At 67.8% G+C, this 25,329-nt stretch carries 21 protein-coding genes; 8 read left to right on the top strand and 13 right to left on the bottom strand.

What is annotated here, in order from left to right:
* Window positions 1–80: 80 nt before the first annotated feature.
* Window positions 81–2,003, top strand: a complete 1,923-nt coding sequence (locus U4012_RS31375; protein ID WP_321803327.1) for an SMP-30/gluconolactonase/LRE family protein — start codon at window positions 81–83, stop codon at window positions 2,001–2,003.
* A 34-nt stretch (window positions 2,004–2,037) separates the two neighbouring features.
* On the opposite strand, the gene U4012_RS31370 is transcribed toward U4012_RS31375, so the two are convergent.
* The 6 genes from U4012_RS31370 to U4012_RS31345 form a co-directional block, all read right to left on the bottom strand.
* A complete protein-coding gene (locus U4012_RS31370) occupies window positions 2,038–2,982 on the bottom strand; it encodes a c-type cytochrome (protein ID WP_321803325.1) in 945 nt (314 codons plus the stop codon).
* Window positions 2,979–3,665, bottom strand: coding sequence for a c-type cytochrome (locus U4012_RS31365; protein ID WP_321803323.1), 687 nt, complete (start codon window positions 3,663–3,665; stop codon window positions 2,979–2,981). The genes U4012_RS31370 and U4012_RS31365 overlap by 4 nt, the downstream gene beginning before the upstream one ends.
* A 46-nt stretch (window positions 3,666–3,711) precedes the next feature.
* Window positions 3,712–4,764 carry a substrate-binding domain-containing protein gene (locus U4012_RS31360; RefSeq protein ID WP_321803321.1) on the bottom strand — a complete coding sequence of 351 codons (1,053 nt, stop codon included), beginning with the start codon at window positions 4,762–4,764 and terminating at the stop codon, window positions 3,712–3,714.
* Window positions 4,765–4,772: 8 nt separating this feature from the next.
* On the bottom strand, window positions 4,773–5,564 hold the full coding sequence (locus tag U4012_RS31355; RefSeq protein ID WP_321803319.1) for a transcriptional initiation protein Tat: 792 nt from the start codon (window positions 5,562–5,564) through the stop codon (window positions 4,773–4,775).
* 214 nt (window positions 5,565–5,778) lie between these two features.
* Entirely contained in the window at window positions 5,779–7,074 is a 1,296-nt protein-coding gene (locus U4012_RS31350) for an MFS transporter (RefSeq protein ID WP_124488660.1), read from the bottom strand.
* Between the two features lie 134 nt (window positions 7,075–7,208).
* The gene (locus U4012_RS31345) at window positions 7,209–8,672 is read right to left on the bottom strand and encodes a mannitol dehydrogenase family protein (protein ID WP_321803316.1); all 1,464 of its coding nucleotides are present in this window, start codon (window positions 8,670–8,672) and stop codon (window positions 7,209–7,211) included.
* Window positions 8,673–8,829: 157 nt separating this feature from the next.
* Here U4012_RS31345 and U4012_RS31340 point away from each other — a divergent pair, with 157 nt between their 5' ends.
* From U4012_RS31340 to U4012_RS31330, 3 genes are read left to right on the top strand one after another with little or no spacing between them, the layout of a single operon-like run.
* A complete protein-coding gene (locus tag U4012_RS31340; protein WP_257775278.1) occupies window positions 8,830–9,561 on the top strand; it encodes a GntR family transcriptional regulator in 732 nt (243 codons plus the stop codon).
* 21 nt (window positions 9,562–9,582) lie between these two features.
* Window positions 9,583–10,791, top strand: coding sequence for a D-mannonate dehydratase ManD (manD, locus tag U4012_RS31335; RefSeq protein ID WP_321803313.1), 1,209 nt, complete (start codon window positions 9,583–9,585; stop codon window positions 10,789–10,791).
* A gap of 29 nt (window positions 10,792–10,820) precedes the next feature.
* A complete protein-coding gene (locus tag U4012_RS31330) occupies window positions 10,821–11,852 on the top strand; it encodes a Zn-dependent oxidoreductase (RefSeq protein WP_124921762.1) in 1,032 nt (343 codons plus the stop codon).
* A gap of 69 nt (window positions 11,853–11,921) precedes the next feature.
* On the opposite strand, the gene U4012_RS31325 is transcribed toward U4012_RS31330, so the two are convergent.
* Entirely contained in the window at window positions 11,922–14,108 is a 2,187-nt protein-coding gene (locus tag U4012_RS31325) for a TonB-dependent siderophore receptor (protein ID WP_321803310.1), read from the bottom strand.
* A gap of 424 nt (window positions 14,109–14,532) precedes the next feature.
* On the opposite strand from U4012_RS31325, the gene U4012_RS31320 reads away from it, so the two are divergent.
* Complete coding sequence (locus tag U4012_RS31320; protein WP_321803307.1) at window positions 14,533–14,967, top strand: hypothetical protein; 435 nt, start codon at window positions 14,533–14,535, stop codon at window positions 14,965–14,967.
* A 21-nt stretch (window positions 14,968–14,988) separates the two neighbouring features.
* On the opposite strand, the gene U4012_RS31315 is transcribed toward U4012_RS31320, so the two are convergent.
* The 5 genes from U4012_RS31315 to U4012_RS31295 form a co-directional block, all read right to left on the bottom strand.
* Window positions 14,989–16,080 (bottom strand): porin, encoded by a 1,092-nt coding sequence (locus tag U4012_RS31315; RefSeq protein ID WP_059834828.1) that lies wholly within the window; start codon window positions 16,078–16,080, stop codon window positions 14,989–14,991.
* 102 nt (window positions 16,081–16,182) lie between these two features.
* The gene (locus tag U4012_RS31310; RefSeq protein ID WP_321803304.1) at window positions 16,183–17,526 is read right to left on the bottom strand and encodes an MFS transporter; all 1,344 of its coding nucleotides are present in this window, start codon (window positions 17,524–17,526) and stop codon (window positions 16,183–16,185) included.
* Window positions 17,527–17,682: 156 nt separating this feature from the next.
* The gene (locus U4012_RS31305; RefSeq protein WP_321803302.1) at window positions 17,683–18,741 is read right to left on the bottom strand and encodes an aromatic ring-hydroxylating dioxygenase subunit alpha; all 1,059 of its coding nucleotides are present in this window, start codon (window positions 18,739–18,741) and stop codon (window positions 17,683–17,685) included.
* Window positions 18,742–18,789: 48 nt separating this feature from the next.
* Window positions 18,790–19,755: a PDR/VanB family oxidoreductase gene (locus tag U4012_RS31300; protein ID WP_321803300.1), complete on the bottom strand. Its 966-nt coding sequence runs from the start codon at window positions 19,753–19,755 to the stop codon at window positions 18,790–18,792.
* Window positions 19,752–20,831 carry an aromatic ring-hydroxylating oxygenase subunit alpha gene (locus U4012_RS31295; protein WP_044847437.1) on the bottom strand — a complete coding sequence of 360 codons (1,080 nt, stop codon included), beginning with the start codon at window positions 20,829–20,831 and terminating at the stop codon, window positions 19,752–19,754. The genes U4012_RS31300 and U4012_RS31295 overlap by 4 nt, the downstream gene beginning before the upstream one ends.
* A 198-nt stretch (window positions 20,832–21,029) precedes the next feature.
* On the opposite strand from U4012_RS31295, the gene U4012_RS31290 reads away from it, so the two are divergent.
* Window positions 21,030–21,518, top strand: coding sequence for a MarR family winged helix-turn-helix transcriptional regulator (locus U4012_RS31290; protein WP_044847436.1), 489 nt, complete (start codon window positions 21,030–21,032; stop codon window positions 21,516–21,518).
* A 69-nt stretch (window positions 21,519–21,587) separates the two neighbouring features.
* On the opposite strand, the gene U4012_RS31285 is transcribed toward U4012_RS31290, so the two are convergent.
* Window positions 21,588–22,334 (bottom strand): TetR/AcrR family transcriptional regulator, encoded by a 747-nt coding sequence (locus U4012_RS31285; protein WP_124488649.1) that lies wholly within the window; start codon window positions 22,332–22,334, stop codon window positions 21,588–21,590.
* 171 nt (window positions 22,335–22,505) lie between these two features.
* Here U4012_RS31285 and U4012_RS31280 point away from each other — a divergent pair, with 171 nt between their 5' ends.
* Window positions 22,506–23,687, top strand: coding sequence for an isovaleryl-CoA dehydrogenase (locus U4012_RS31280; RefSeq protein ID WP_044847409.1), 1,182 nt, complete (start codon window positions 22,506–22,508; stop codon window positions 23,685–23,687).
* 31 nt (window positions 23,688–23,718) lie between these two features.
* Window positions 23,719–25,326: a carboxyl transferase domain-containing protein gene (locus tag U4012_RS31275; RefSeq protein WP_124488648.1), complete on the top strand. Its 1,608-nt coding sequence runs from the start codon at window positions 23,719–23,721 to the stop codon at window positions 25,324–25,326.
* Window positions 25,327–25,329 lie beyond the last annotated feature (3 nt).

Raw genomic sequence — 25,329 nt, 5'->3', positions numbered from 1 at the left:
ACCGGTTTTTTAAAAAATCACCGATATTTCATACGCGGCGAATTAGAGTGTCGAAAAACGATCGTCCGGGAGCATCATTCATGTTATCGAAACAAATTCGCGCGGCATTGCTTGGATTGTGCATGGCAATGCTGGCGCCGGTCAGTCACGCACAAGCGCAATACACGACGGACTGGCTCGCGAACACGTTCGGCACGCTCGCCGCGCACGTCGGCAACGGCGCGCGCTCGCTGTGGGTCGCCCCCGAGGGCGTGATCTATACGGCGTCACGCTGGGACGAGAACGCGGGCGGCGTCGCGATCTACCAGAACGGGCAGACGCTCGGCACGATCGGCATCCATGACGAATTCCAGGGCGGCGCGATCACCGGCAACGCGAACGCGCTGTTCGTCGCGCTCGGCTACAACCGCACGTTCGGCAGCGGCTCGGTCGGCCGCTACAACCGCAGCACGAACCAGCGCGACCTGCGCATTCCGGTCAGCACGTGGACCGGCATCCAGTACGCGGACGTGATCACGGGCCTCGCGACGACCGGCAACCTGCTGTACGCGAGCGACTTCTACGGCAATCGCGTGCGCGTCTACACGACGGACGGCGTGTGGCAGCGCGACATCAGCGTATCGGGGCCCGGCGCGCTGGCGCTCGACGCGGCCGGCAACCTGTGGGTCGCGCGCAAGAGCGCGGGCGTCGTCGCGCAGTTCAGCCCGACGGGCACGGCGATGAGCACGATCCAGATGGCGGCCCGTGCGCGGCCGGCATCGCTGTATTTCGATGCGCCGCGCGGGCAGTTGCTGGTGGGCGACGAAGGCCCCGACATGAACATCAAGATCTACACGCTCGCGGGCCAGCCCGTGCAGCTCGGCACGTTCGGCGTGCAGGGCGGCTATCTCGACACGACGTCGGGCATCAAGGGGCAGGTCGGCGACAAGCGCTTCACGCGCGTCGCAGGCATCGGCAAGGACGCGGCCGGCAACCTGTACGTGCTGAACAACGCGTGGGGCGGCGGCTGGGATCTCGGGCGCAACGGCAGCACCGACCTGCATTCGTATAACCCGACGGGCGCGCTGCAATGGAAGCTGCAGGCGCTGAACTTCGAGGGCGCCGCCGCGCCCGATCCGGCGACCGACGGTGCGTTCTTCTACAGCGGCAACAACGTGTACACCGGCACCGCGGGCGGCACGTTCGTCGCGAACACGATCGATCCGTTCAGCTATCCGAAGGACCCGCGCCTCGACATGAACGACTACCAGCGTGGCCAGCATTTCGGCCAGCTCGCGCTGGTAAAGGGCACCCGGATGCTCGTCGCGACCGGGCAGAACCCGGGCAACTACAACCTCTATCACTTCAACGGCGCGAGCGGCTACATCGCGATTCCGGACGGCTCGATTCCCGGCAAGCCGTTCAACACGACGCTGCAGGTAACGGCCGGTTTCTCGCTCGACGACAACGGCGACGTGTGGGCCGGGCTCGATCGCACCAACAACATCTCGCACTATCCGATGACGGGTTTCGACGCGGCCGGGAAGGCGACATGGGGCAAGCCGGTGCAGATTCCGATTCCGCGCACCGTGCTGCCGCTCACGCGGATCATCTACCAGGCCGACAGCGACACGATGATCCTCGCGCAGGGCATCTCGGGCAGCTGGGACTGGACCGCGATGAACGGGCACATCGAGGTCTATCGCGGCTGGATGGCCGGCAACACGAGCACGCCGAACGTGGCGATCAACCTGACGAGCACGAATCCGAAATCGATGGCGGCGGCCGGCCACTACCTGTTCGTCGGCTACGTGCACACGGTGCCGAACGTCGACGTGTTCGACCTGAACACCGGCAGCCTCGTCACCACGCTGACGAACTCGAACACGTCGGCGATGGACGTCGGCAACGACGTCGACTCGATGTACGGCATCCGTGCGTACCTGCGGTCGACCGGCGAATACGTGATCACGAAGGACAACTACAACGGGTCGAGCCTCGTCGTGTATCGCTGGCGTCCGTGATGGTGCAAGCGGCGCCGCCCGCGCCGGCCAGGTCTCATGGCGCGCCGAGCACGCGGCCGTTCACCTCGCGTCCGTACATCGAGTCGGGCGTGTCGTGGAATTTCGCGCGGGTGTCCTGCACCGAGCCGGTGAAGCGCGGGTCCTGCGGGCGTTCGTGGCTGTCCATGAAGGTCGCGACGTCCCATGCTTCCTGATCGGTCAGCGTGCCGCCGAGCCCGAGCGGCATGTTGGCCTTCACGAAGCCGGCCGCGTTGCGGATGTCGCCCATCCCCGCGCCCCAGTTGAACGAGCGTGCGCCCCAGAGCGCCGGAAAGACCGGCTTGCCGCCGCTCGATTGTCCCTGGCCGTCCGCGCCATGACACAGCGCGCAGTGCTGCGTGTAGACGGCGGCGCCGCGCGCGTAGTCGGCTTTTTGCGCGGGCGGCGGCAGTTTCGGGAAACCCTGGCCGGGCAGTTTCGCGCCGACCGGCGCGCCCTGCGCGAGCCAGTACGAATAGGTTTCGAGCGCAACGAGAATCGGATCGCCGGCCGGCGGCGCCTTGCCGTTCATGCTGAATCTGAAGCAACCCTGCAAGCGTTCGGCGAACGTGTTCACGTGGCCGTTCTTGATGCGGTAGGCCGGGTACAGCAGGTAGGCGGCCCACATCGGGCCCGAATCGGGCCGGCGGCCCGCGTCGAGGTGGCAGCTCGCGCAGGTCAGCTTGTTGCCGACGTACTTGCCCGCGAGCTCGGGTGTGTGCAGGAAGATCTGCTCGCCGAGCTTCACGGTCTTGCCGAAGTCGTCGGCGGGTATCGCGGATTCGGGCGGCGGCGTGAACGGCTTCGCCGTCGTCGTCGTCGCGGGAACGGTGGCCGCGGCGGAGGCGGAAGCGGCGGCGGGGGCGTCCTGCGGCGCGGCCGCGCACGCGAGCGCGGGCAGCCAGGCCGCACCGAGCAGCGCGGCACGCGCGCCGCGGACCACCATCGAGCGGTCGATCATCGTTGTTCTCCGTTCGCGGCGCCGCCGCGCGCATAGTAGGCGGCCACCGCGTCGATATCCGCGTCGGACAGCTTGCCGGCAATCATCGGCATCAGCGCCATCGGGCCGGGCGCGCGCGTGCCGCGCTTCCAGCCGTTCAGCTGGCCCGCGATGTACGCGGCCGGCTGGCCGGCGAGCGGCGGAAACGCTGTGCCTACGCCGAGGCCGCCCGCGCCGTGGCATTGCGCACAGGCGGGCAGGCCCTGCGACCAGCGTCCGCGCGTCGCGAGCCACGCGCCGGTGTTCGCCGGGTCGATCGACGCGGCGTCGGAAGCGGCAATGGCGGGCGCCGCGGGCAGGCTCGCGAAGTACGCCGAGACCGCGTCGCGATCGCGCGGCGACAGCAGTTTCGCGAGCGGCTGCATGACCGGATTCTGGCGGCTGCCGTCGGCGAACGCGGCGAGTTGAGCCGAAAGATAGGCGGCATGTGTGCCGGCGAGCCGCGGAAAGCCTGCGGCCGCGTTGCCTTCGCCCTGGGCGCCGTGGCAGCCGATGCATGCAGCCACGCCCGTCGTCGTGCCCCGGGTGGCGATGGTCTTGCCGAGCGCGACGTCGTCCGCGCGCGCATTGCCGGCCAGGAGCGCTGCCGCGGCGAGCAGCAGCGGCGCGAACCGGCGTCGCGGTGTGTCGACCGAATCGTTCACGGGTCCCCTCCTTGTTGTCTGTCTTGTGGCGTGTGCAATCGCGTGGTCAGCCCGCGTCGGGCCGGTCTTGCCGTGGCGCAAGCTGCGGTGTCGGTGCCGTCGCGTCGTATTGCCCGAAGCCATAGCGCGCGAAAATCCGGAACGCCTCGGGCGACCGGATGTACGCGAGCCACGCGCGTGCGGCTTCCGGATGCGGCGCGTGCTTCACCATCGCTCCTGCATAGATCGCCGTCGTATTGTGCGCGGGCGGAGTGTCGATGTGCATCAGCGGATGCCCGACCTGTTCCTGGAACGCCGCTTCCGATTGCCACAGCACGCCGGCGTCGGCGCGTCCCTGCATCAGGAACAGCGCGGTTTCCCGATGATGGATGTGCGTGAGCTCGGCCGTGCCGGCGCGCACCTTGTCGTCGTAGACGGTGCGAGCGAGCGTATCGCCGCCGGCTTTCACGAGCGATGCGCGGATCTGCCGCGCGACGCCTTCGAACGCCGGGTTCGGCATCGCGAGCTTCACGTCGGGCCGCGCGAGATCGCTCAGCGACGCGATGTGCTTCGGATTGCCCGCGCGCACCATGATCGTCAACTGGTTGGTCACGTAGGGCACGGCCGGACCGTCGAGCGTGCCGTCCGCGATCAGTTCGTCGATCTTGCCGAGCCCGGCGAAATACGCGTCGGGCCCGACCGTCCACGTCATGTTGCCGACGGTGATCGTGCCGCCCGCGTGGATCTGCTTCACGAGCAGGCCGGGCGGGATCGTTTCCCAGTAGATGCGGCCGCGGTATTCCGGATGGTCGGTCTCGAACTGCGCGACGAGCGGCGCCATCGCGAAGAAGTAGTTGCCGCCAACGTACAGCACGAGCTTCGGCGCGGTGAGGTCGCCGTGAAAATCTGCGAGCACGTCGACCTGCGGCACCGTGAATTCGAGGCCGCGGTTCGTCGCGTCGTTGTTGCGGCCGTCCTGCCACGGCGGAAAGACGCTGCTTGAAGCATCGGCCGGGGCGGCAAGCGACAGCGCCGACGCGCAGCAGAGCGGGGCCAGCGTGGCGGAAAGCGCCGTGAGCCACCGGCGTCGCCACGGAGAACGCGTGCGGATCGATGTCATCGGGCGCCTCACTTCGCGTAAGTGAAACCGGCGTGCTGCAGCTCGGGCAGCGTACCGACCACGCCCGGCGTGACGATCGCCGACGGAATCACGTGGTTGGTCAGGTCGGCGGCGAGCGCGTCGAGCGGGAGCTTGTCCGGATTCGCATTCGCGCGGTCGAGCCGTTCCGCGAGCTCCCAGATCGCGTTGTGGCACGCCAGGAACACGACGCCGCGCTGCTGCAGCGCGGCGATGCTGTTGTCGTGCGACGAGAACGCGCCATCAGGTAGTTCGTGATCCTTCGCGTCTTTCGACTGCGCGGGTTTCGCGGCGAGCAGCGTGTTGGTCGCGAACGCGGTGCCGGCGAATGTCGCGAGGCCGTATTTGTCCCACGCGGCCGGATCGAACAGCGCAAGATGCGCGGCGCCGTGCGTGGCCGACACGACGAGGAAATCCGGGTGACCAAACCCCCAGACCTGCGCGTTCAGCGCATTGCGCATCAGGTTCAGCCACAGGCCGCCGAGCTCGGTGTTGTCCCACACCTGCTTCGGGCCGCCGCGATAGCCGATCACTTCCATGAGTGCCGCGTGATCCCATTGATCGGGGCGCTCGACGATCATCGGCACCGTCTTGAAGTCGCGTCGTCTCGGCGTGGCCGCGAGGCGGCGGGTGAGGTCGGCGAGGCGCGTCGCGCCGCCGGCCAGCAGCGCGCCGGATTCGGGCGTCGCAGCCTGCGCGGTGCGCGCGGCGCCGAGCAGCGCCGTGGCGGCCGCGAGGCCGAGTGTCTTGAGCGCGCCGCGGCGCGCATCCCGGTCGGACATCGAACTCTCCCATATCGTTTTCGTGGGGGCGTGCCGCTGCGCCGTGCCGCTGCGCAGCGTCGCCATCGCGTAGCCAGTCTAGAGGCGCGTGATCGACAGCGGAAATCGCGATATCGGATGGGAGATATTCGAGGGTGCGATGATTGGATGAAACGACAAGGCCGCGCGGTGCCGACTCATGCGGCGCCGCGCGGCCTTCGTCAGCCTTGAAAGGTCAGTGTGCGGTGCGTTCGCGCAGCACTTCCGACGGCCGGGCGTTGCGCACGAACACGCCGGCCAGCACCGCGCCCGCGAGTGCGATCGCGCCGGCCAGCACGAACGCGGACGCGAACGAGCCGCTGCGCTCGACGATGAAGCCAGTCACTGCCGGCCCGATCACGCCCGACAGGCTGCCCATGCAATGCAGGAAGCCGCTGACGCCGCCGACGCGCGCCGGATGCACGACATCCTGAACGATCGCCCAATAGATCGCACCCGTCACGTACAGGAAGAACAGCGACACCGACATCAGCGCAACCGCGCCTTGCGTCGACTGCACGGCGCCCGCGACGGCCACGCACGCGCCGGCGCCGAGCAGGCAGGTGACGAGCACGATCCGGCGCGACAGCAGCAGGTTGCCGGTGAGCCGGTACAGCGCATCCGAGATCGCGCCGCCGCACGCGAGGCCGACCGTGCCGACGAGCCAGGGCACGACGGTGGCGACGCTCATCTCCTTGATGTTCAGATGGTGCGCACGCACGAGGTAGCTCGGGAACCAGCTCAGGAAGAAGAACAGCACGTAGTTGTAGCTGAAGAACGCGGCGGCCGTCGCGAGGATGCGCGGCTGGCGCACGTAGTGCGACAGCGTGTGTGCGGGCGTTGCGGGGCCGGCGGCGGCACCTGCGTGGGGGGGCGCAGCGGCGGGTGTCGCTGCGGGCGCACCCGCCGCGCCGCCGACCGGCGTGGCCGGACGGTCCGAGGTCGACATCATCCACACGACGACCCACACGAGCCCGATCGCACATACGATCCAGAACGCCGGTCGCCAGCCGAACTGCGCGGCCAGCAGGCCGACGATCGGCCCGGCGATCGCGCCGCCGAGCGGCGAGCCGGCGCTGAGCAGGCCCATCGCGGTCGCGGCGGCGTCGCGCGGCAGCCAGTTGTTGACCATCTTGTTCGCGGCCGAGCACAGCGGCCCTTCGGCCATACCGAACAGCAGCCGCACGATCAGCAGGCTCACGAAGCCGACGGTGAGCGCGGTCATTCCGCAGAACACTGACCACAGCCCGACCGACAGCACGTATACGAGCTTCGGCCCGAGCCGGTCGGACGCGAGCCCGCCGATGAAATTGAACAGCGCGTAGCCGATGAAGAACGTGCTGAAGACGAGGCCCATCTGCGCGGCGTCGATGCCGAGATCGGTCTGCACGATCGGCGCGACGATCGACAGCGCGACGCGGTCGAGATAGTTGATGCCATACACCAGGAACAGCAGGAATACCGTGAACCACGCCTGCGACTTCTGCTTCATGTCCGTCTCCTTCGTACCGGTGGGCCGGCCGTCATGGTTGTCTTGTCGATCGTTTGCCGCGTCGGCATGTGCGTCGGCGGGCAGGGCACTGCGCGGTTCGCTCAGGAGTCCTGCGAACCGGGGTAAGCGGTCGTTCAGCGCGCGTACAACGGTGCGAGCAGCCCATCGGTGCCGCTCGCGCGAAGCGTCGCGAGATGGGCACCGATGCGCGTGATCACTGCATCGGGCCATGCCGCCGAACCGGCGAGCGCGAGGCTGCCGAGGGCGGCCCGAACCGCGCGGGTGGCATCGCCGGCTGCCGACAGCGCCGCGCCGAGTTCGGCCGCGCCCGGATCGCTGACCGCGAGCGCGCGGCCCGATTCGTCGCGCGCGGTGGCGAGGTAGTGCAGCCAGAGCGCGAGCGCGCGTTCCAGATAGGGCCGCTCGACGCCGGCCCGCGCGCTTTCGGCGAGCGCGGGAAGCCAGCGCAGCGGCACCTTCTGCGTGCCGTCCATCGCGATTTGTTCGGTGCGATGCGCGAGCGTCGGATTGCGGAAGCGCTGCACGAGCGTCGCGCAATAGCCGTGCGCGTCGTATCCGGAAGGCACGTCGACGGTCGCGAGCAGGTCGCGCGTCATCACGCCGTCGACGAGCGCCGCGATCGCCGGATCGGCCATCGCGTCGGACACCGTCGCGCGGCCGCGCAACTGTCCCGCATACGCGATCGCCGAATGCGAGCCGTTCAGCAGCCGCAGCTTCATCGTTTCGTAGGGCCGCACGTCGCCGACGAGGTGCGCGCCGGCGTCTTCCCAGCGCGGGCGCGGGCCGGCGAAGCGATCCTCGATCACCCATTGCGAGAACGGCTCGCAGACGATCGCAGCCGCGTCGCGCGCGCCGAGATGGGCGTGCGCCCAGTCGAGCGATTCGGGCGTCGCGGCCGGCACGATCCGGTCGACCATGCTGTTCGGGAACGCGACGTCGTCGCGGATGCGCCGCGCGAGCGCGCCGTCGATGCGTTCCGCGTAGTCGATCAGCAGCGCGCGCAGCGTGTCGCCGTTCGACGTCATGTTGTCGCAGCAGACGACGGTCAGCGGCGCATGGGCCGGCCGCAGGCGCAGGCCGGCCGCGATCACGCCGAGCGCGGTGCGCGGCGTGCTGGGCGTCGCGAGATCCTGCCGGATCGCGGGATCGTCGGTATCGAGACCGCCGCCGGGGCGGCGGCAATAGCCTTTCTCGGTGACGGTCAGGCTGACGATCGACACGGCCGGATCGGCGATCAGCGCCAGTAGCGCGGGCAGCGATTCGGGCGCGAACAGCGCGTCGTGCACCGCACCGACGATGCGCGCGCGCGCGCCTTGGCCATCGCATTCGATCACCGTATACAGGTGATCCTGCGCGGCGAGCAGGTCGACGGTATGGCGCCGCCGCAGTTCGACGCCGACGATGCCCCAGCGCAGGTCGCCCTGTTCGAGCACCGTTTCCGTATGCAGCGCTTGGTGCGCGCGATGGAACGCGCCGAGGCCGAGATGGACGATACCCGTGCGAACCGCCTGCCGGTCATAACCGGGACGGCCTGTGCCGGGCGGCGCGGTGCGCAGAAAATCGGGGGCAGATGACATGACAGTCGGCAACGGTTTGTACCATGGTAGATGCTGGAATGCTTGCAGGTTATTTCGAGTTTTACAGCGAAGTTATCGGTGTAAACGCTAGATCGCCTGAAATCGACTGCTTATGTACCATGGTAGATATCGATATCAAGTCGGATCCATCGCAACCATGAGCGAAACGGCAGCACTGGAAGAAGCGGACGTCGTGGTCACGGCGTTGCAGGGGTTCTCGCTGGACGAGAGCCGGTCGTATACGGAGCAGGTGCATGCGCTGCTGCGCCACGCGATCGTGCGCGGCGCGCTGCCGCCGCGCACCGCGCTGTCGGAGGCGGTGATCTCCACGACGATCAAGGTCAGCCGCACGCCGGTGCGCGAAGCGTTCGCGCAGCTCGCCGACGAGCGGCTCGTGCAGATCATCCGGAAGGTCGGCACGCTGGTCGCGCCGATTCCGGTGTCGATCCTCGAGGAAGGGCGCTTCGCGCGCAGCACGCTCGAATGCGCGAACCATGTCGAGCTCGCGCAGAAGATCACGCCGGCGCAGCTCGCGGAGCTGTCGCGGATCATCGACGCGCAGCGCGAGGCGGTGGCCGCGGGCGACGTCGAAGCGTTCTTCGATCTCGACGAGGCAATGCACGGCCGGATGTTCGCGTTCGCGGGCCGGCCGCACGTGTGGGAAATGCTGCAGCCGATGAAGCGCCAGTTCGACCGTGTGCGCTGGCTGCTGCTCGATCGCGTCGAGGATCACGCGCGCCGCGCGCTGCAGGAACACGAACAGATCCTCGCGCACATCGCGTCGCGCAACATGGCGCTGCTCGGCGCATCGGTCGCGGCGCACGTCGACCGGATCGGCTCGCATCTGCCGGAAGTGCGCAGCCGCGCGCCCCATTACTTTGTCGACTGAAACGCCCGCTGGAGGAGCGCAGTGAAAATCGAACGCTTGCAGACCATCGTCACGTGTCCGGGCCGGAATTTCGTGACGGTGAAGATCGTGACCGACGAAGGCGTCTACGGTCTCGGCGACGCGACGCTCAACGGGCGTGAGCTCGCGGTGCGCGCGTACCTGGAAGACCACGTGTTTCCGTGCCTCGTCGGACGCGACCCGCGCAACATCGAGGACATCTGGCAATACCTGTATCGCGGCGCGTACTGGCGGCGCGGGCCCGTGACGATGACGGCGATCGCCGCGATCGACATGGCGCTGTGGGACATCCTGGGCAAGCTCGCGGGCATGCCCGTCTATCGGTTGCTCGGCGGCAAGAGCCGCGACGGCCTGATGGTGTATGGCCACGCGAACGGGCGCGATCACGAGGAAGCGGTCGACGCGGTGCGCGCGCACATCGAGGCCGGCTATCGCGCGATCCGCGTGCAGTCCGGTGTGCCGGGGCTCGACAAGGTGTACGGTGTCGGCAAGACGGCCGGCGCGTACGAGCCCGCCGAGAAGGGGCTGCCGCCCGAGGAGCCGTGGGACACCGCGCTCTACCTGCGCCACACGCCGGAACTGTTCCGCAAGGTGCGCGACGCGGTCGGCGATGCGCCGCACCTGCTCCACGACGCACATCACAGGCTCACGCCGATCGAGGCCGCGCGGCTCGGCCGCGATCTCGAGCCGCATCGCCTGTTCTGGCTCGAGGACGCGACACCCGCGGAGAACCAGGACGCGTTCCGCCTGATCCGCCAGCACACGACGACGCCGCTCGCGGTCGGCGAGGTATTCAACTCGATCTGGGATTGCAAGGACCTGATCCGCGACCAGCTGATCGACTACATCCGCGCGACCATCGTGCACGCGGGCGGCATCACCCACGTACGGCGCATCGCCGACTACGCGGCGATGTACCAGGTGCGCACCGGTTTCCACGGCGCGACCGACCTGTCGCCCGTCTGCATGGCGGCGGCCGTGAACTTCGGGCTGTGGGCGCCGAACTTCGGCATCCAGGAACTGATGCCGCACAGCGCGCTGACCGACGAAGTGTTTCCGCACAGCTACCGCTTCGAGGACGGCTATCTCGTGATGGACGACGTGCCGGGCCTCGGCGTCGACATCGACGAGACGCTGGCCGCGAAATATCCGTACGAGCGCGCGTACCTGCCGGTCGCCCGGTTGCGCGACGGATCGATGTGGAACTGGTGAGCGCCGAAGACCAGAAGGAGAGAACCGAAATGTTGAGCGTCGTTGTCGATCGTCCGAACAGCATGGGCGTGCGCGAAGTGCCGCTGCCCGTGCCCGCCGCCGGAGAAGTGCGCGTGAAGGTGCGCTATGCGGGCATCTGCGGGTCGGACCTGCACATCTTTCACGGCAAGAATCCGTTCGTGTCGTATCCGCGCATCATCGGCCACGAGTTCGTCGGCACGATCGAGTCGGTCGGCGCGGGCGTCGACGCCGCGCGGCTCGGCGAGACCGTCGCGGTCGATCCGGTGATCAGCTGCGGGCATTGCCACGCGTGCACGATCGGCCGGCGCAACGTCTGCCGGCACCTGACCGTGCTCGGCGTGCATCGCGACGGCGGCTTCAGCCAGTACACGTGTGTGCCGGCCGGCAATGCGTACCGGATTCCGGACGCGATCGCCGAACCCTGCGCGGCGATCGTCGAGCCGTTCGCGGTGGCCGCGAACGCGACGTCGCGCACCGGCGTGCTGCCGGGCGACGTCGCGTTGATCTATGGCGCCGGCACGGTCGGGCTGACGATCCTGCAGGTGCTCAAGCGCGTGTATGGCATTCGCGCATTCATTACCGACCGGCTCGACGCACGGCTTCAGCTCGCGCGCAAGTGCGGCGCGGCCGAGGACGAAATCATCGACACGAGCGTCGAGTCGTTGCCCGACGCGCTGGAAAAGCGCGGTGTCGACGGCGGCCCGACGCTGATCTTCGATGCGGTCTGCCATCCGTCGATTCTCGAGGAGGCCGTGCGGATCGCCGCGCCGGCCGGCCGGATCGGCGTGCTCGGGTTTTCGTCTGAGCCGTCGGCGATCGTGCAGGCGGAGCTGACGAAGAAGGAGTTGACGCTCGCGGCATCGCGGCTGAACTGCGCGATGTTCCCGCAGGTGATCGACTGGATTGCTCGCGGGCTGATCCAGCCGGAGCACATCGTTACGCACAAGGTGGGCTTTCGCGACGTCGCGCAGGCGTTCGAGATGGCCGAGCGCAATCCCGAGAAAAGCTGCAAGATCCTGCTCGATTTCGCGGGCGGCTGAGATCGGCTCGTGTCGCCGGCCGGGGCGCGTGGCACGGCCCCGGCCCCGGCCACCCGGCGCGAAGATGCGTCAGAACGACACCGTCGTCGTCAGCGTGACGAGCCGCGGCTCGCCGACCGCGACGATCAGGTTGCTGTTGCTCGACGGGTAGTAGGTCTTGTCGAGCAGGTTCTTCACGTTGAGCTGGATGCGCGTCGGGAACTTGCCGATCGTCGTTTCGTAGGCCGCGAACGCATCGACGGTCACGTAGCCGGGCAGCGTGAAGCTGTTCGCGGTGTCGCCGGGCCGTGCGCTGACGAGCCGCGCGCCGCCGCCGAAGCGCCAGCGCCCCGGGAGGTTCGCGATCGCCGTGTCGTACACCGCGAACAGGCTGCCGGTGTGGCGCGCGACGTTGACGAGCGGCGTGTTGCTGTCGCGGTCGTTCGCGTTCGTGTACGCATAGCTGCCGATCAGGCTCAGGTGCCGCGTGAGCTGCCCCGCGACGTCGAGTTCGATGCCGCGCGAGCGCGCGGTGCCGATCGTCGACGTGATGTCGTTGACCGTGACCGCGACGTTGCGCTTGTCGATCTGGTAGGCCGCGAGCGTGCCGGTGATGCCGGGCTTCAGGCTGAACTTCAGGCCGGCTTCCAGCACGCGGCCGAATTCCGGCGCGAGCGGCGCGGCCACGTTGGACGCGACGTTCGGCTTGAACGAACGGCTCACGTTCGCATACGCGGTCAGCGACGGCGTGAGCGCATACGCGAGCCCGAACTGCGGCAGCCACACGTTGCCGTGCGAGCGGTCGGCGAACACGAACGGCCGCCCCATTCCCGATTCCTGCTGCCAGTCCTCCCAGCGCAGCCCGCCGACCGCGGTGAGCCGGTCGGTGATCTTCACCGAGTCCTGCACGATCATCGAGTACGTGTGGACCTTCGAGAGCGAATCGCTCTGCTTCGTGCTCACCGTGCCGCCGGGCGCGAGCAGGCCGTAGACGGGATCGTAGAGATCGAAGCCCTTTGTCGCGGTGCCGCGGATCGTGTCGCCGCGGAAGCTGCGCTGCCGCTCGTATTCGCCGCCGACATAGAGCGCGTGGCTCATCCCCGCGAGCGTCAGGTTGCCGAGCAGGCCGAGCGTCGCGATCTGGTCGGAGTCGTTGCGTCCGAGGTTCGCGTCGGACGAGCGCGACAGCGCGCCGGTCGTGCTGTTGAAAGCGGTCGCGCGGGCGATGTATTGATCGTAGCGGTCGCGGCCCCAGCCGTAGGTCGCGCGCACGCGCCATGCGTCGGAGAAGCGGTGTTCGACGCGCGCGCGCAGCGTTTCCTGGATGCCGCCGCTTTGCGCCCACGCTTCCTCGTAGCGGCGATAGCGCAGCGCATCGTCGGGGCGGCCGTTCACGAGCACCGTTCCGCGATCGAACGGCATCGTGTAGTCGACGTACTGGTAGCTGACGTCGATCGACGTGTTCGCGTCGTGCCACGACAGCGCGGGCGCGATCAGCGCATTGCGCTCGCGGCCGAAGCTGCGCCAGTAGCGGCTCGTGTCGTATTCGCCGGTGAGCCGGAACGCGAGCGTGCCGCCCGCGACCTGGCCCGGCTTGCCGAGCGGGCCGGTCAGGTCGAACTGCGCGCTGCTGCCGCCGTGGCTCGTGCGCGAGGCCGAGATCGAGCCGCCGAACGTGTCCTCCGGCTTGCGCGTGACGAGGTTGATCACGCCGCCCGGGTCCTGCATCCCGTACAGCAGCGAAGCCGGGCCCTTCAGCACTTCGACGCGGTCGATCGTCGCGAGGTAGCTGTGCAGCACCGGCGTGCGCACGCCGTCGACGAGCACGGAGCCGTCGTTGTTCGAGCCGAAGCCGCGCTTGATGAACGCGTCGCGCGTGCCGCCGAGCGTGTTGGTCTGCGTGACGCCGCTGATGTTGCCGAGCACGTCGTCGAGCGAGCGCGCCTGCTGGTCCTGCATCACGCTGCTGCTGACCACGGCGACCGATTGCGGAATCTCCTTGAGCGGGCGATCGTCGCCGCCGGCGACGCTGCTCGTGCGCGGCTGGTAGCCGACGGTCGGATCGACGGCTGACGATGCGCTGACGCTGATCGTCGGCAGTTCGCGTTGGGGGCGCGCGGGTGTCGACGAGGGCGAGGACGTGGCCGCCGAAGCCGTGGCGGCAGGTTCGGCATCCGCATGCGCGCCGCTTGCGACGCAAAGCGTGATCAGGGCAGGCAGGCTCGCGCGCCACGGACGAAGCGTCCGGGCGCGGTGGGGCGTTCGGCGGGATGGCATGAATCGATGAATGGACGGAGTGCTAAGGACGATGACGCGGACCGCGGCGCCTTTACTGCGTCGCGCGGAGGATGCGCATGATATACGTAATGAGAATCGTTTGCAATTGTAAAGAGACCGATGCGGACCGGGCATCGCGATTGCCGGGCCGCCGGCCGTCTGCTACCGTAGCGCCCAAAATCAAACGCAGTGAAATTCAATGAGAGCCGGGGGCCGCACCATGTCATCTTCCTGTTACGTCGCGTGCCGCACGACGTCGCGCACCGCAGCCGACCACGCGGGTGCTGAAGTGATCGCAGCCGTGTTCCACGATTCGAACGATTGACGCAACGGCCGCACGATCATTCTCGGGTGTTTCGCCGGGCAGCCGGCGAAGCGCCGCGATCGATTACTTCAACCACCACGCTTGACGGGAGACCACCCAATGAAAAAGAGTTCCGCGCCGTTCATGACGGCCGCGCTGGCTGCCTGCGCGCTGCTGGCGGGCGTTCACCAGAGCGGCTACGCCGCGCCCGCGATCGACGCGCACTACGCCACCGTGATCGAGGCCTACACGCAGGACATGGCTGCCGCGAAGACGAAATACGACGGCAGGCGCCTCGCGTTCGTCGGCGCGGTGATGCGGATGGGCAGCGACCCGGGCGGTACGTACTTCGGTGCGTTGACGGCCGACGGCGAGCAGTTCGACACGCATTTCGACGCGGCCGACCAGGCCGCGTTGAAACCGAAATTCCCGGGCGGCGAGATCAAGCCGTTCACGGCGTCCGCGAATTTCCGCTTCAGCTGCGTGAACGAAGGTTATATCGACGCGCCGGTGCTGCCCGGGCTGAAGCTGTCGCATTGCCGGCTCGCCGATTGATCGAGGTGCGGTGTCCGGCGTTCAGAACTTCTGCTGGATGCCGGCCATCACGCCGAGCTGATTCATCCCGGTGCCGACCGTCCCGCCGGCCGCGACCGCGTTCGCGGCCAGCGCGCTGTTGAACATGTAGCCCACCGACGTATAGACGGTCGTCCGCTTCGACAGGAAATAGTTCGCGCGCCCGACGACCAGCGTCGCGTTCGTGCCTTCCTTGTTTTCGCGGCGTTGCAGGTAGCGCACGCCCTGCAGGTCGAGTGCGAGGTAGGGCGTCGCGTAGTACGTGCCGCCCGCGAACACGATGTCGGCCTGCAGATGTTCGGCCGCCGCGAGGTTGCGGCGGATCCACCCGGCGCCGAGTTTCGCGGGGCCGATCTTCACGTAGCCGGCGACGATGTCGCGCGTGTCGGTGTAGGCCGGATTGTTCAGCGGCGCGAGCGCGCCGCCGCCGCCGCGCATCACGTCGTGCGACGCGGCCAGCCCGAAATTGCTCGCGTCATACGCGAGCATCGCCGTGTATTGGCGGCACGCGACGATGTCACCGGGCACCTGTCCGGCGCAGCCCGTCGCCGACGGTCCCGCCGGTCCGGCCGCGTCGCGGCCGAAGCTGTAGGTCGCGCCGAGCGTCACGCCGTGGAACGTGCCCTTGTAGCCGATCGCATTGTCGCTGCGCGCGTTCGGCAGATACGAGTCGAAATCCGCCATCGAATGAATCGACGGGCCGATCACGTCGGCATTGGTCAGCACGATCATCGACATGTTCATCTGGCGACCGAGGGTCAGCGCGCCGAACGGGCTGTTTACGCCCACGTTGGCCTGCCGCCCGAACAGGCGCCCGCCGTAGTTCAGCGCGCCGGTGCCCGGCTGGAAGCCGTTTTCGAGCACGAAGAAGGCCTGGTAGCCGCCGCCGAGATCCTCCGTGCCTCTCAGGCCCCAGCGTGACGGCACTTCGCCGGTCAGCGTCGGCATCCCGGTGAACGATCCGCCGCGAGCGGCGTTGTTGTAGTAGGACACGCCGGTATCGATGATCCCGTACAGCGTGACGCTGCTTTGCGCGCAGGCCGGTCCGGCCAGCGCCATCGCCGTCGCGAGTGCGACGCCCAGTTTCGTTTTCATGGCTGTCTCCAAACAGTATGTAGATGTACTTATCGATTTTTTTATTGCCCCGGACCTGACCGGGATGCCGACGGGTATCGGCATGACTGCGGGTGTCGCGTGTTACGAGATCGCCGGATCGCGTTGCCGGTGCGGCGCCGCGACACGCGCGCCCGCCACGGCGACGGCGATCGCCGCGCCGGCCATCGGCACGAGGAACGCGAAATAGAGATGGGGCACGGACCAGCCGTCGTCCAGCAGCGCGCCGACCGTCATTGGCGACAGGATCGCGCCGAGGCGGCCGATGCCGACCGCGAGACCGATGCCGGTCGTGCGGATCTCGGCGGGATAGGGCGTTGGCGACAGCGCGTACATGCCGGCCACGCACGCGTTGATCACGGCGCCGAGGAACACCGCGACGATCATCCCGGTGCCGAGCGAGCCGGTGTTCGCGCCGAACGCGACCATCAGTGCGCCGCCCAGCAACAGCGTCGCGCCCAGCAGGCTGCGCAGGCCGAACCGGGTCGACAGCAGGCTGAACAGCGACGCGCCCGCGATGCCGCCGAGGTTGAGCAGCACGCCGCCGGTCACACCCTGCGAGGCCGACAGGCCGGCCTGGACCAGCAGCTTCGGCGTCCAGCTGACGACGAAATAGAAGCTGCCCATCACGAGGAAGAATGCGACCCACAGCGCGATCGTGCGACGCGTGAGCGGCGCGCGCAGCACGGCTGTCCAACTTGAGGCGGGGCTCGCCGTGTCGATGGATGCGCTCGCGGCCGGCAGCGCATCGATCGGCGCGCGCTTCATTCTCGCGAGGATGCGGTTGATCTTCTGCAGCGCGTCGTCCGGACGTCGCGCCAGCAGGAAGTCGAGCGATTCCGGCAGCAGTGCGAGCACCATCGGGATCGCCATCAAGGTCAGGATGCCGCCGAACGCGAACACGCTGCGCCATCCCCATACCGACAGCAGGTAACCGGCGAGAACGCCGCCGGCGGTGGCGCCGATCGCGTAGCCGGTCGACTGCATGCCGATCGCGGCGCTGCGCCATTTGTTCGATGCGTATTCGCCGCTGATGACGGTCAGGCTTGCGAGCATCCCGCCGATGCCGAGCCCCGTATAGGCACGCGCGACGGCGAGTTGCAACGTGCTGTGCGTGGCCGCACAGGCCAGCATGCCGGTCGAGATCACGGCGAGGCAGAGCAGGATGATGCGGCGGCGGCCGACGCGGTCGGCCAGCGGGGCGATCAGCACCGAGCCGATCCCCATGCCGGCCAGCCCGGCGCTCAGCAGCAGGCCGATTTCCTTGCCGCTCAGTTTCCACTCGGCCGCCAGGTGCGGCGCGGCAAACGCGATGGCCAGCACGTCGAAGCCGTCGAGCATGTTCAGCACGACGCAGGCCGTGACCGCCATCGTCTGGAACGCGCTCATCGGGGACGCGTCGATCGTATTGCGGATATTTTCGCTCACGTCAAAGATCCTTGATAAAAATAGTATGACTAATCGAATGGGATGAAATCGAAGCCGGCCGCGGCGAATGGGACGAAAGCGAATGCGTGGATTGACGGGCAATCCGGGGAACGCCCGTCGCGGCCGGCTCGCGTCGTTCGCGCGCCGGGGCGAGGGTTACGCGGGGTCGGGCTGCAGCAGCCGCTCGATCACGCGCCGCGCGCGATTGGGGCCCGCGTCGACATGAATGTCGATCTGGCGGCAGTCCGGAAACCGCAACTGATTCCGGTATTGCGCTTCGATCACGGTCTTGTCTTCGTCGAACGTCGCCGCGGATTGCTCGATGACCGTTTGCGCGACGCGTTCGACGTCGTGTTGCGGATTGGTCGCGACGGTCCAGAAGTAGTGCGTCGTCGTTTCCGTCTCGGGCGTGATGCCGTGGAAGCCGCGCATGTGAAAACCGCCGCGCGCCGGGTCGTGAAGGTCGCCGGTGCCTGCGTCCATCGCGCCGGTCCAGATCCGGATATGCGACACGTGGAATTCGATTTCCTGCCAGCGGTCGACGCGGCCCGCGAACGGCCACGCGGCCGTGTAGGTCGGCGGCGGGTCGGACGCCGGCATCCGGCGGACCAGCGTCACCGTGTCGCCTTCGCTGCTGACGCGGGTTTCCGCGCCCATATGCAGCGGCGCGTTACCGCCGATCGTTTTCAGATGAACGTAGCCGAGGTGGCTCAGGTCCATCAGGTTGTCGTGAATCAGCTGATACGGCGCGTCGTAATGGTAGTGGCCGCCGCCGAACCGGTATTGCGGATCCGTGTGGAACGCATAGCGCGGCGGCGCGCAGGTCGGTTGGGCGTGCGCGTCGGCGCCGATCCAGATCCATACGATCGCGTCCTGCTCCCGCACCGGATACGACGCCACGCATGCCTTCGCCGGAATGCGTTCCTGGCCGGGAATCTCCACGCAGGTGCCGCCGCGGTCGAACAGCAGCCCGTGATAGCCGCAGCGCAGGCCGCGCGCCTCGAGCGAGCCGCACGACAGCGGCAGCGACTTGTGGCAACAGCGATCCTCCAGCGCGCCGACTTCCCCGGACGGCAACCGGAACAGCACGACCGGACGGCCGAGCAGCGTGCGGGCGACGGGTCGGTCCGTCAGTTCGGATGACAGCGCGGCGACCCACCATCGGTCGACCGGGAATTGAGCAGTACTGATGGGTGCCTGGGCAGGTCGTTCCATTGATCGTCTCCAGTATTGTGGTTGGCCGCCGCGTATCGGGCGGTCCGTCTACAGATCGAGGACCAGCAGGTTGCTTCGCGATCGGGAGCAGCACGGCATGAACTGGTCGCCGGCCGCTTGTTCCGCTTCCGTCAGATACGAATCGCGATGATCGGGCTCGCCTTCGAGCACGCGCGTCATGCAGGTGCCGCATACGCCTTGTTCGCACGACGTCAGCACGTCGATGCCGTTGGCCGCCAGCGCCGCGATGACCGTGCATTCGGCCGGCACGTCGATCACCTTGCCGCTGCTCGCGATCCGGACCTTAAACGCGCGATCCGCGCCGGACGACGCAACCGCGCCGCCGAAGAACTCGTAGTGCAGCCGCGCTTCGGCCCAGTTGCGCTCGCGCGCGGCGTTCAGCACTGCATCCATGAAGCCGCGCGGGCCGCATACATACAGGTGCGTGCCGTCCGGCGCGGCGGCGAGCACCGCGGCGAGGTCGAAGCGTTGCGCGGGGTCGCCGTCGTCGACGTGGAAGCGGACGCGATCATGGAACCCGGCAGCGTTGATCCGCTCGACGAAGGCCATGCGATCGGTCGAACGCGCGCAGTAGTGCATGTCGAACGGCAGGCCGGACGAGAACAGCCGTTCGGCCATGCTGAGGATCGGCGTCACGCCGATTCCGCCGGCGAGCAACAGGTGGTGCGGGGCGTCGGGCGCGAGCGGGAATTGATTGCGCGGCATGCCGATCCGCACGGTATCGCCTTGCCGGACTTCGTCGTGAATCGCGCGCGACCCGCCGCGGCCGTCGGCATCGCGCAGCACCGCGATCTGGTAGCGATCGCCGTGCTCCGGGTGGTTGCACAGCGAGTACTGGCGCACGAGCCCGCCCGGCAGATGCACGTCGATATGGGCGCCGGCGTCGAAGCGCGGCAGGGGCGAACCGTCATCGCTGACGAATTCGAAGCCGCAGATGTCGCGCGCTTCCTGCCACTTGCGGGCCACGCGGACCGTCAGCGTCGCGGCGCTCATGACGCCTCCTTGATCTGCGCGACCGGAATCACGGGCCGCTGCGGGCTCGCCGCATTTTCTTCGGCGAGCAGCCGCTCGATCACCTTGCGCGACAGCACGCCGCCGGCGTCGATGTTGAGCTTGAGCAGCTTGCGCTCCGGCCACTGCTCGAGGTTGAGCTGCTGGCGCTCGAGCATCTCGAGATCCTCGGCGAAGATCTTGCCCTGGCCTTCGCGGATCTCGGCGGTCAGCGCGTGATCGTCGGGCCGGAAGTTGCGCGCCATCCCCCAGAAGTACCAGATCGAGGTGTCCGTCTCCGGTGTGATGAAGTCGACCACGATCGACGACGCCTTCAGCTCCGCCGGCGCGTCGTAGCCGCCGTGGCCCGCATGCGCGACGCCCACTTCGATCATCACGTGGCTCGGCGGCGTGAAGCGGCAGATCTGCCAGCGGTCGACCGGCACGTCGTCGGCGAGGCCGTTGCCGCGCAGCGCCATCCGCCAGAACGGCGGCGGCATCACGTTCTCCATGAAGCGGCTGGTGACGACTTCGTCGCCATTGCTGGTGGTCTTCGGCGCGGCTTCGTCGATTTCCTTCTGGCCGATGCTCGTTGCATGCACGTAGGTCTCGTGCGTGAGGTCCATCAGGTTGTCGATCATCAGCCGGTAGTCGCAACGGATGTGATACAGGCCGCCGCCGTGCGCCCAGGCCGGATCTTCGGCCCATTGCAGCGCGGGCAGCCTCGCGGGATCGGCTTCGGACGCGTCGCCCGGCCAGACCCACACGAATCCGTACCGTTCGACCACCGGAAAGCTGCGGATCGGCGGGAAGCCGCCGACGCGCTGGCCCGGCATGCCGGCCGTCTTGCCGTTGCAGCCCATTTCGAGCCCGTGATAGCCGCACACGAGCACGCCGTCACGCACGAAACCCAGCGACAGCGGCGCACCGCGGTGCGGGCAGAAATCCTCGAGCGCGGCGACCCGGCCGTCCGCCGCGCGGTAGAACACCATCGATTCGTTGCAAATCTTGCGTCCCAGCGGCTTGCCGTCGATCTCGTCGGGCGTGCAGGCCACATACCAAGCGTTCTTGAGAAACACGTTGTTCGTCTCCTTCAGGGCGGTGCCGCCGGTACGCGGCAACTCGTCATTCCGTGTACTGAATGTGATTCAGTGTACTAATTGAGATTGGCTGGAGCAAGGCGAGCGGTATACTGGTTTTCCCGGGAAATGGCGCGAGGCAGCGCCATGCCGTCGGCGCACGCAACGGCGTGCGCCGCCTATGTCATCGACTCATTCATGGAAAAAACGAATCCCGCCGACACGCCGGTTTTCCCGCTCGACCTGTACGACGAGCCCGGGCACCTGATCCGGCGCGCGCACCAGATCGCGGTCGCGATGTTCTACGAGAAGCTGGGCCGGGACGTGACGCCGGTGCAGTACGCGGTCCTGCGGATGCTCTACGAGTGCCCGGGGCTCGATCAGGTGACGCTCGCGCAGCGGGTGGCGCTCGACACGTCGACCACTGCCGATCTCGCGGTCCGGCTCGAGGCGAAAGGATTGATTGTCCGCGAAGTGCTGCCGCGGCGTCAGCGGCGCCTGCTGCTGACGCCGGCGGGCGTCGAGCTGCTCACGCACCTGATTCCGTCGGTGAAGGAATTGCGTGCCGGCCTGTTCGACGGCATGGGCGAGGACGATTCGCAGGAACTGATGCGCCTGTTGCGCAAGTTCGTCCATCTGAATAACGAGCAGAGCCGCGCGCCGCTGCGGGTGAGCGAGGAATCGTAGCGGTTGGACTCGGCTCGATGGAGCAGGTGATGCGGCAAGGCGCCAGGCCCGCCGCACCGCCTGCCGGCGTCACGCGCGTGACGCTTCGCCTTCCAGCCGCCGCACCGCTTCCGCGACTTCGTTCCTGAAGCGCACCAGCGCCGCCTGCTCCGGCGCGGGCGGCTGCACGGCCGCCCACAGCATGTCGATCAGCTGCGTGGCCGTCGTTTCCGTATCGAGCTTGCGGTGCCCGAGGATCGCATCCCACAGCACGTGCTCGATCGGCCCGAACACCATCGAGCGCAGCAGGCTCAGCGGCATGTCGCGGCGCACCTGCCCGGCCGCCTGGCCGCGCGCGAGCACGTCCATCAGCGGCGCCGTGTAGCGGCGCTGCAGTGCGGTGAGCTCGTCGCTCAGCGCATGCTGCTTCGCACGTCCCTCCGACAGCACCAGCGCGCACAGCCCCGTGCCGTTCACGAGCATCAGCCGCAAGTGCGTGCGCACGATGAACGCGAACTGCTGTTGCACCGGCGCGTCCTGCGGCATCCCGAGTTCGAACGCGGCAATGATTTCGTCATACCAGTCGGCGATCACACGCGCGCACAGCTCGCGCTTGCCGCGGAAGTAGCTGAACACCGTCGCCTCCGACACGCCGACGCGCTGCGCGATCTCGGCGGCCGTCGCATGCTCGTAGCCCTTTTCGGCGAACACTTCGCGGCCGGCGCGCAGGATGTCCTGCACGCGCTGCTGGGACTTGCGCCCGGCGGGGGCGCGCGACGGCTCGGCGCGATCGGCTTTGGCGGTGGCGGTCATGGTGTCGGCGGTAGCGGCTGTCATCTCGCAATGATATCTGAGTGTCACTCAAAAAACTATTGACGGCAAGCCGGACGAGGCGCGAAACTGTGCAAAATTTCCGCTGTATTGGCTTAATGAATCGACGCATTGATCCGATTTGAGCGAAACTCAGAAATCGGCGCGTGCGACCCACTTTCTGGAGACGGAGGAGACATGATCAACCTGCCCGGTGTGCAATTCATGCTCGGTGAGGACATCGAGATGCTGCGCGACGCCGTCGCGACGTTCGCGGCGAAGGAAATCACGCCGCGCGCGGCGGAGGTCGACCGCACCGACCAGTTTCCGATGGATCTGTGGAAGAAGTTCGGCGATCTCGGCGTGCTCGGCATGACGGTCGCCGAGGAATACGGCGGCGCGAACATGGGCTACACCGCGCACATGGTCGCGATGGAGGAGATCTCGCGCGCATCGGCATCGATCGGCCTGTCGTACGGCGCGCACTCGAACCTGTGCGTGAACCAGATCCACCGCAACGGCACCGACGCGCAGAAGCAGAAGTACCTGCCGAAGCTCGTGTCGGGCGAACACATCGGCGCGCTCGCGATGAGCGAGCCGAACGCGGGCTCCGACGTCGTCAGCATGAAGCTGCGTGCGGACAAGCGCGGCGACCGTTACGTGCTCAACGGCACGAAGATGTGGATCACCAACGGCCCCGACTGCGACACGCTCGTCGTCTACGCGAAGACGGACCTCGACGCCGGCCCGCGCGGCATTACCGCATTCATCGTCGAGAAGGGGATGAAGGGCTTCTCGGTCGCGCAGAAGCTCGACAAGCTCGGCATGCGCGGGTCGCACACGGGCGAACTCGTGTTCCAGGACGTCGAGGTGCCGGAGGAGAACATCCTCGGCCAGCTCAACGGCGGCGTGAAGGTGCTGATGAGCGGCCTCGACTACGAACGCGCGGTGCTGTCGGGCGGCCCGACGGGCATCATGGCCGCGTGTCTCGACGCGGTGGTGCCGTATATCCACGACCGCAAGCAGTTCGGCCAGTCGATCGGCGAATTCCAGCTGATCCAGGGCAAGGTCGCCGACATGTACACCACGTTCCAGGCGTGCCGCGCGTACCTGTACGCGGTCGGCCGCCATCTCGACTCGGCGGGCAGCGACCACATCCGCCAGGTGCGCAAGGACTGCGCGGGCGTGATCCTCTACACGGCAGAGAAGGCGACGTGGATGGCCGGCGAGGCGATCCAGATCCTCGGCGGCAACGGCTACATCAACGAATACCCGGTCGGCCGTCTGTGGCGCGACGCGAAGCTCTACGAGATCGGCGCCGGCACGAGCGAGATCCGCCGGATGCTGATCGGCCGCGAGCTGTTCGCGGAAACGATGTAACGCCCCACGTCACGCGAACGGAGCCCCGTCGATGCCGATCATCGAATCGAAACTGAACCCGCGTTCGGAAGAATTCCGCGCGAACGCCGCGGCGCTGGAGGCGGTCGTCGCCGACCTGCGCGCGAAGATCGAACAGCTCGCGCAAGGCGGCGGCCCGGCCGCGCGCGACAAGCACCTGTCGCGCGGCAAGCTGCTGCCGCGCGACCGCATCGCGCAACTGCTCGATCCGGGTGCGCCGTTCCTCGAGCTGTCGCAGCTCGCCGCGAACGGCATGTACAACGACGACGCGCCGGGCGCGGGCGTGATCACCGGCATCGGCCGGATCGCAGGCCGCGAGTGCGTGATCGTGTGCAACGACGCGACGGTCAAGGGCGGCACCTACTACCCGATGACCGTGAAGAAGCACGTGCGCGCGCAGGAAATCGCCGCGGAAAACCGGCTGCCGTGCGTGTATCTCGTCGATTCGGGCGGCGCGAACCTGCCGAACCAGGACGACGTGTTTCCCGATCGCGACCACTTCGGCCGCATCTTCTTCAACCAGGCGACGATGTCCGCCGCGGGGATCGCGCAGATCGCGGTCGTGATGGGCTCGTGCACGGCGGGCGGCGCGTATGTGCCGGCGATGAGCGACGAGTCGATCATCGTGAAGAACCAGGGCACGATTTTCCTCGGCGGCCCGCCGCTCGTGAAGGCCGCGACCGGCGAGGAAGTGAGCGCCGAGGACCTCGGCGGCGGCGACGTGCACACGCGCCTGTCGGGCGTGGCCGACCACCTCGCGCAGAACGACGCGCATGCGCTGTCGATCGCGCGCAACATCGTCGGTCACCTCGCGCCGAAGATCGCGTCGCCGGTGGCGCTGCGCGAACCGAAGCCGCCGCGCTACGACGCGAAAAGCCTGTACGGCGTGATCCCGGTCGACACGCGCAAGCCGTTCGACGTGCGCGAGGTGATCGCGCGCATCGTCGATGATTCGGAGTTCGACGAATTCAAGGCGCGCTTCGGCACGACGCTCGTCACGGGCTTCGCGCACATCTGGGGCCATCCGGTCGGGATCGTCGCGAACAACGGCATCCTGTTCTCCGAATCGGCCGTGAAGGGCGCGCATTTCATCGAGCTGTGCTGCCAGCGCAAGATTCCGCTCGTGTTCCTGCAGAACATCACGGGCTTCATGGTTGGCCGCAAGTACGAGAACGAAGGCATCGCACGTCATGGCGCGAAGATGGTCACGGCCGTGTCGAACGCGAAGGTGCCGAAGTTCACGGTGATCATCGGCGGCTCGTTCGGCGCCGGCAACTACGGGATGTGCGGCCGTGCGTTCGGCCCGCGTTTCCTGTGGATGTGGCCGAACGCGCGGATCTCGGTGATGGGCGGCGAGCAGGCCGCGTCGGTGCTCGCGACCGTGCGCCGCGACGGCATCGAGGCAAAGGGCGGCGCGTGGTCGGCCGAGGACGAAGAGGCATTCAAGCAGCCGATCCGCGACCAGTACGAGCGCCAGGGGCATCCGTACTACGCGAGTGCGCGCTTGTGGGACGACGGCGTGATCGACCCCGCGCAGACGCGCGACGTGCTGGGCCTCGGCCTCGCCGCGTCGATGAACGCGCCGATCGACGACACGCGCTTCGGCGTGTTCCGCATGTAACGG

Origin of the sequence: Burkholderia sp. BCC1988, assembly GCF_905339895.1 — a bacterium.
Taxonomy (GTDB): Bacteria; Pseudomonadota; Gammaproteobacteria; order Burkholderiales; family Burkholderiaceae; genus Burkholderia.
This window is presented reverse-complemented; position numbering and strand designations above follow the sequence as displayed.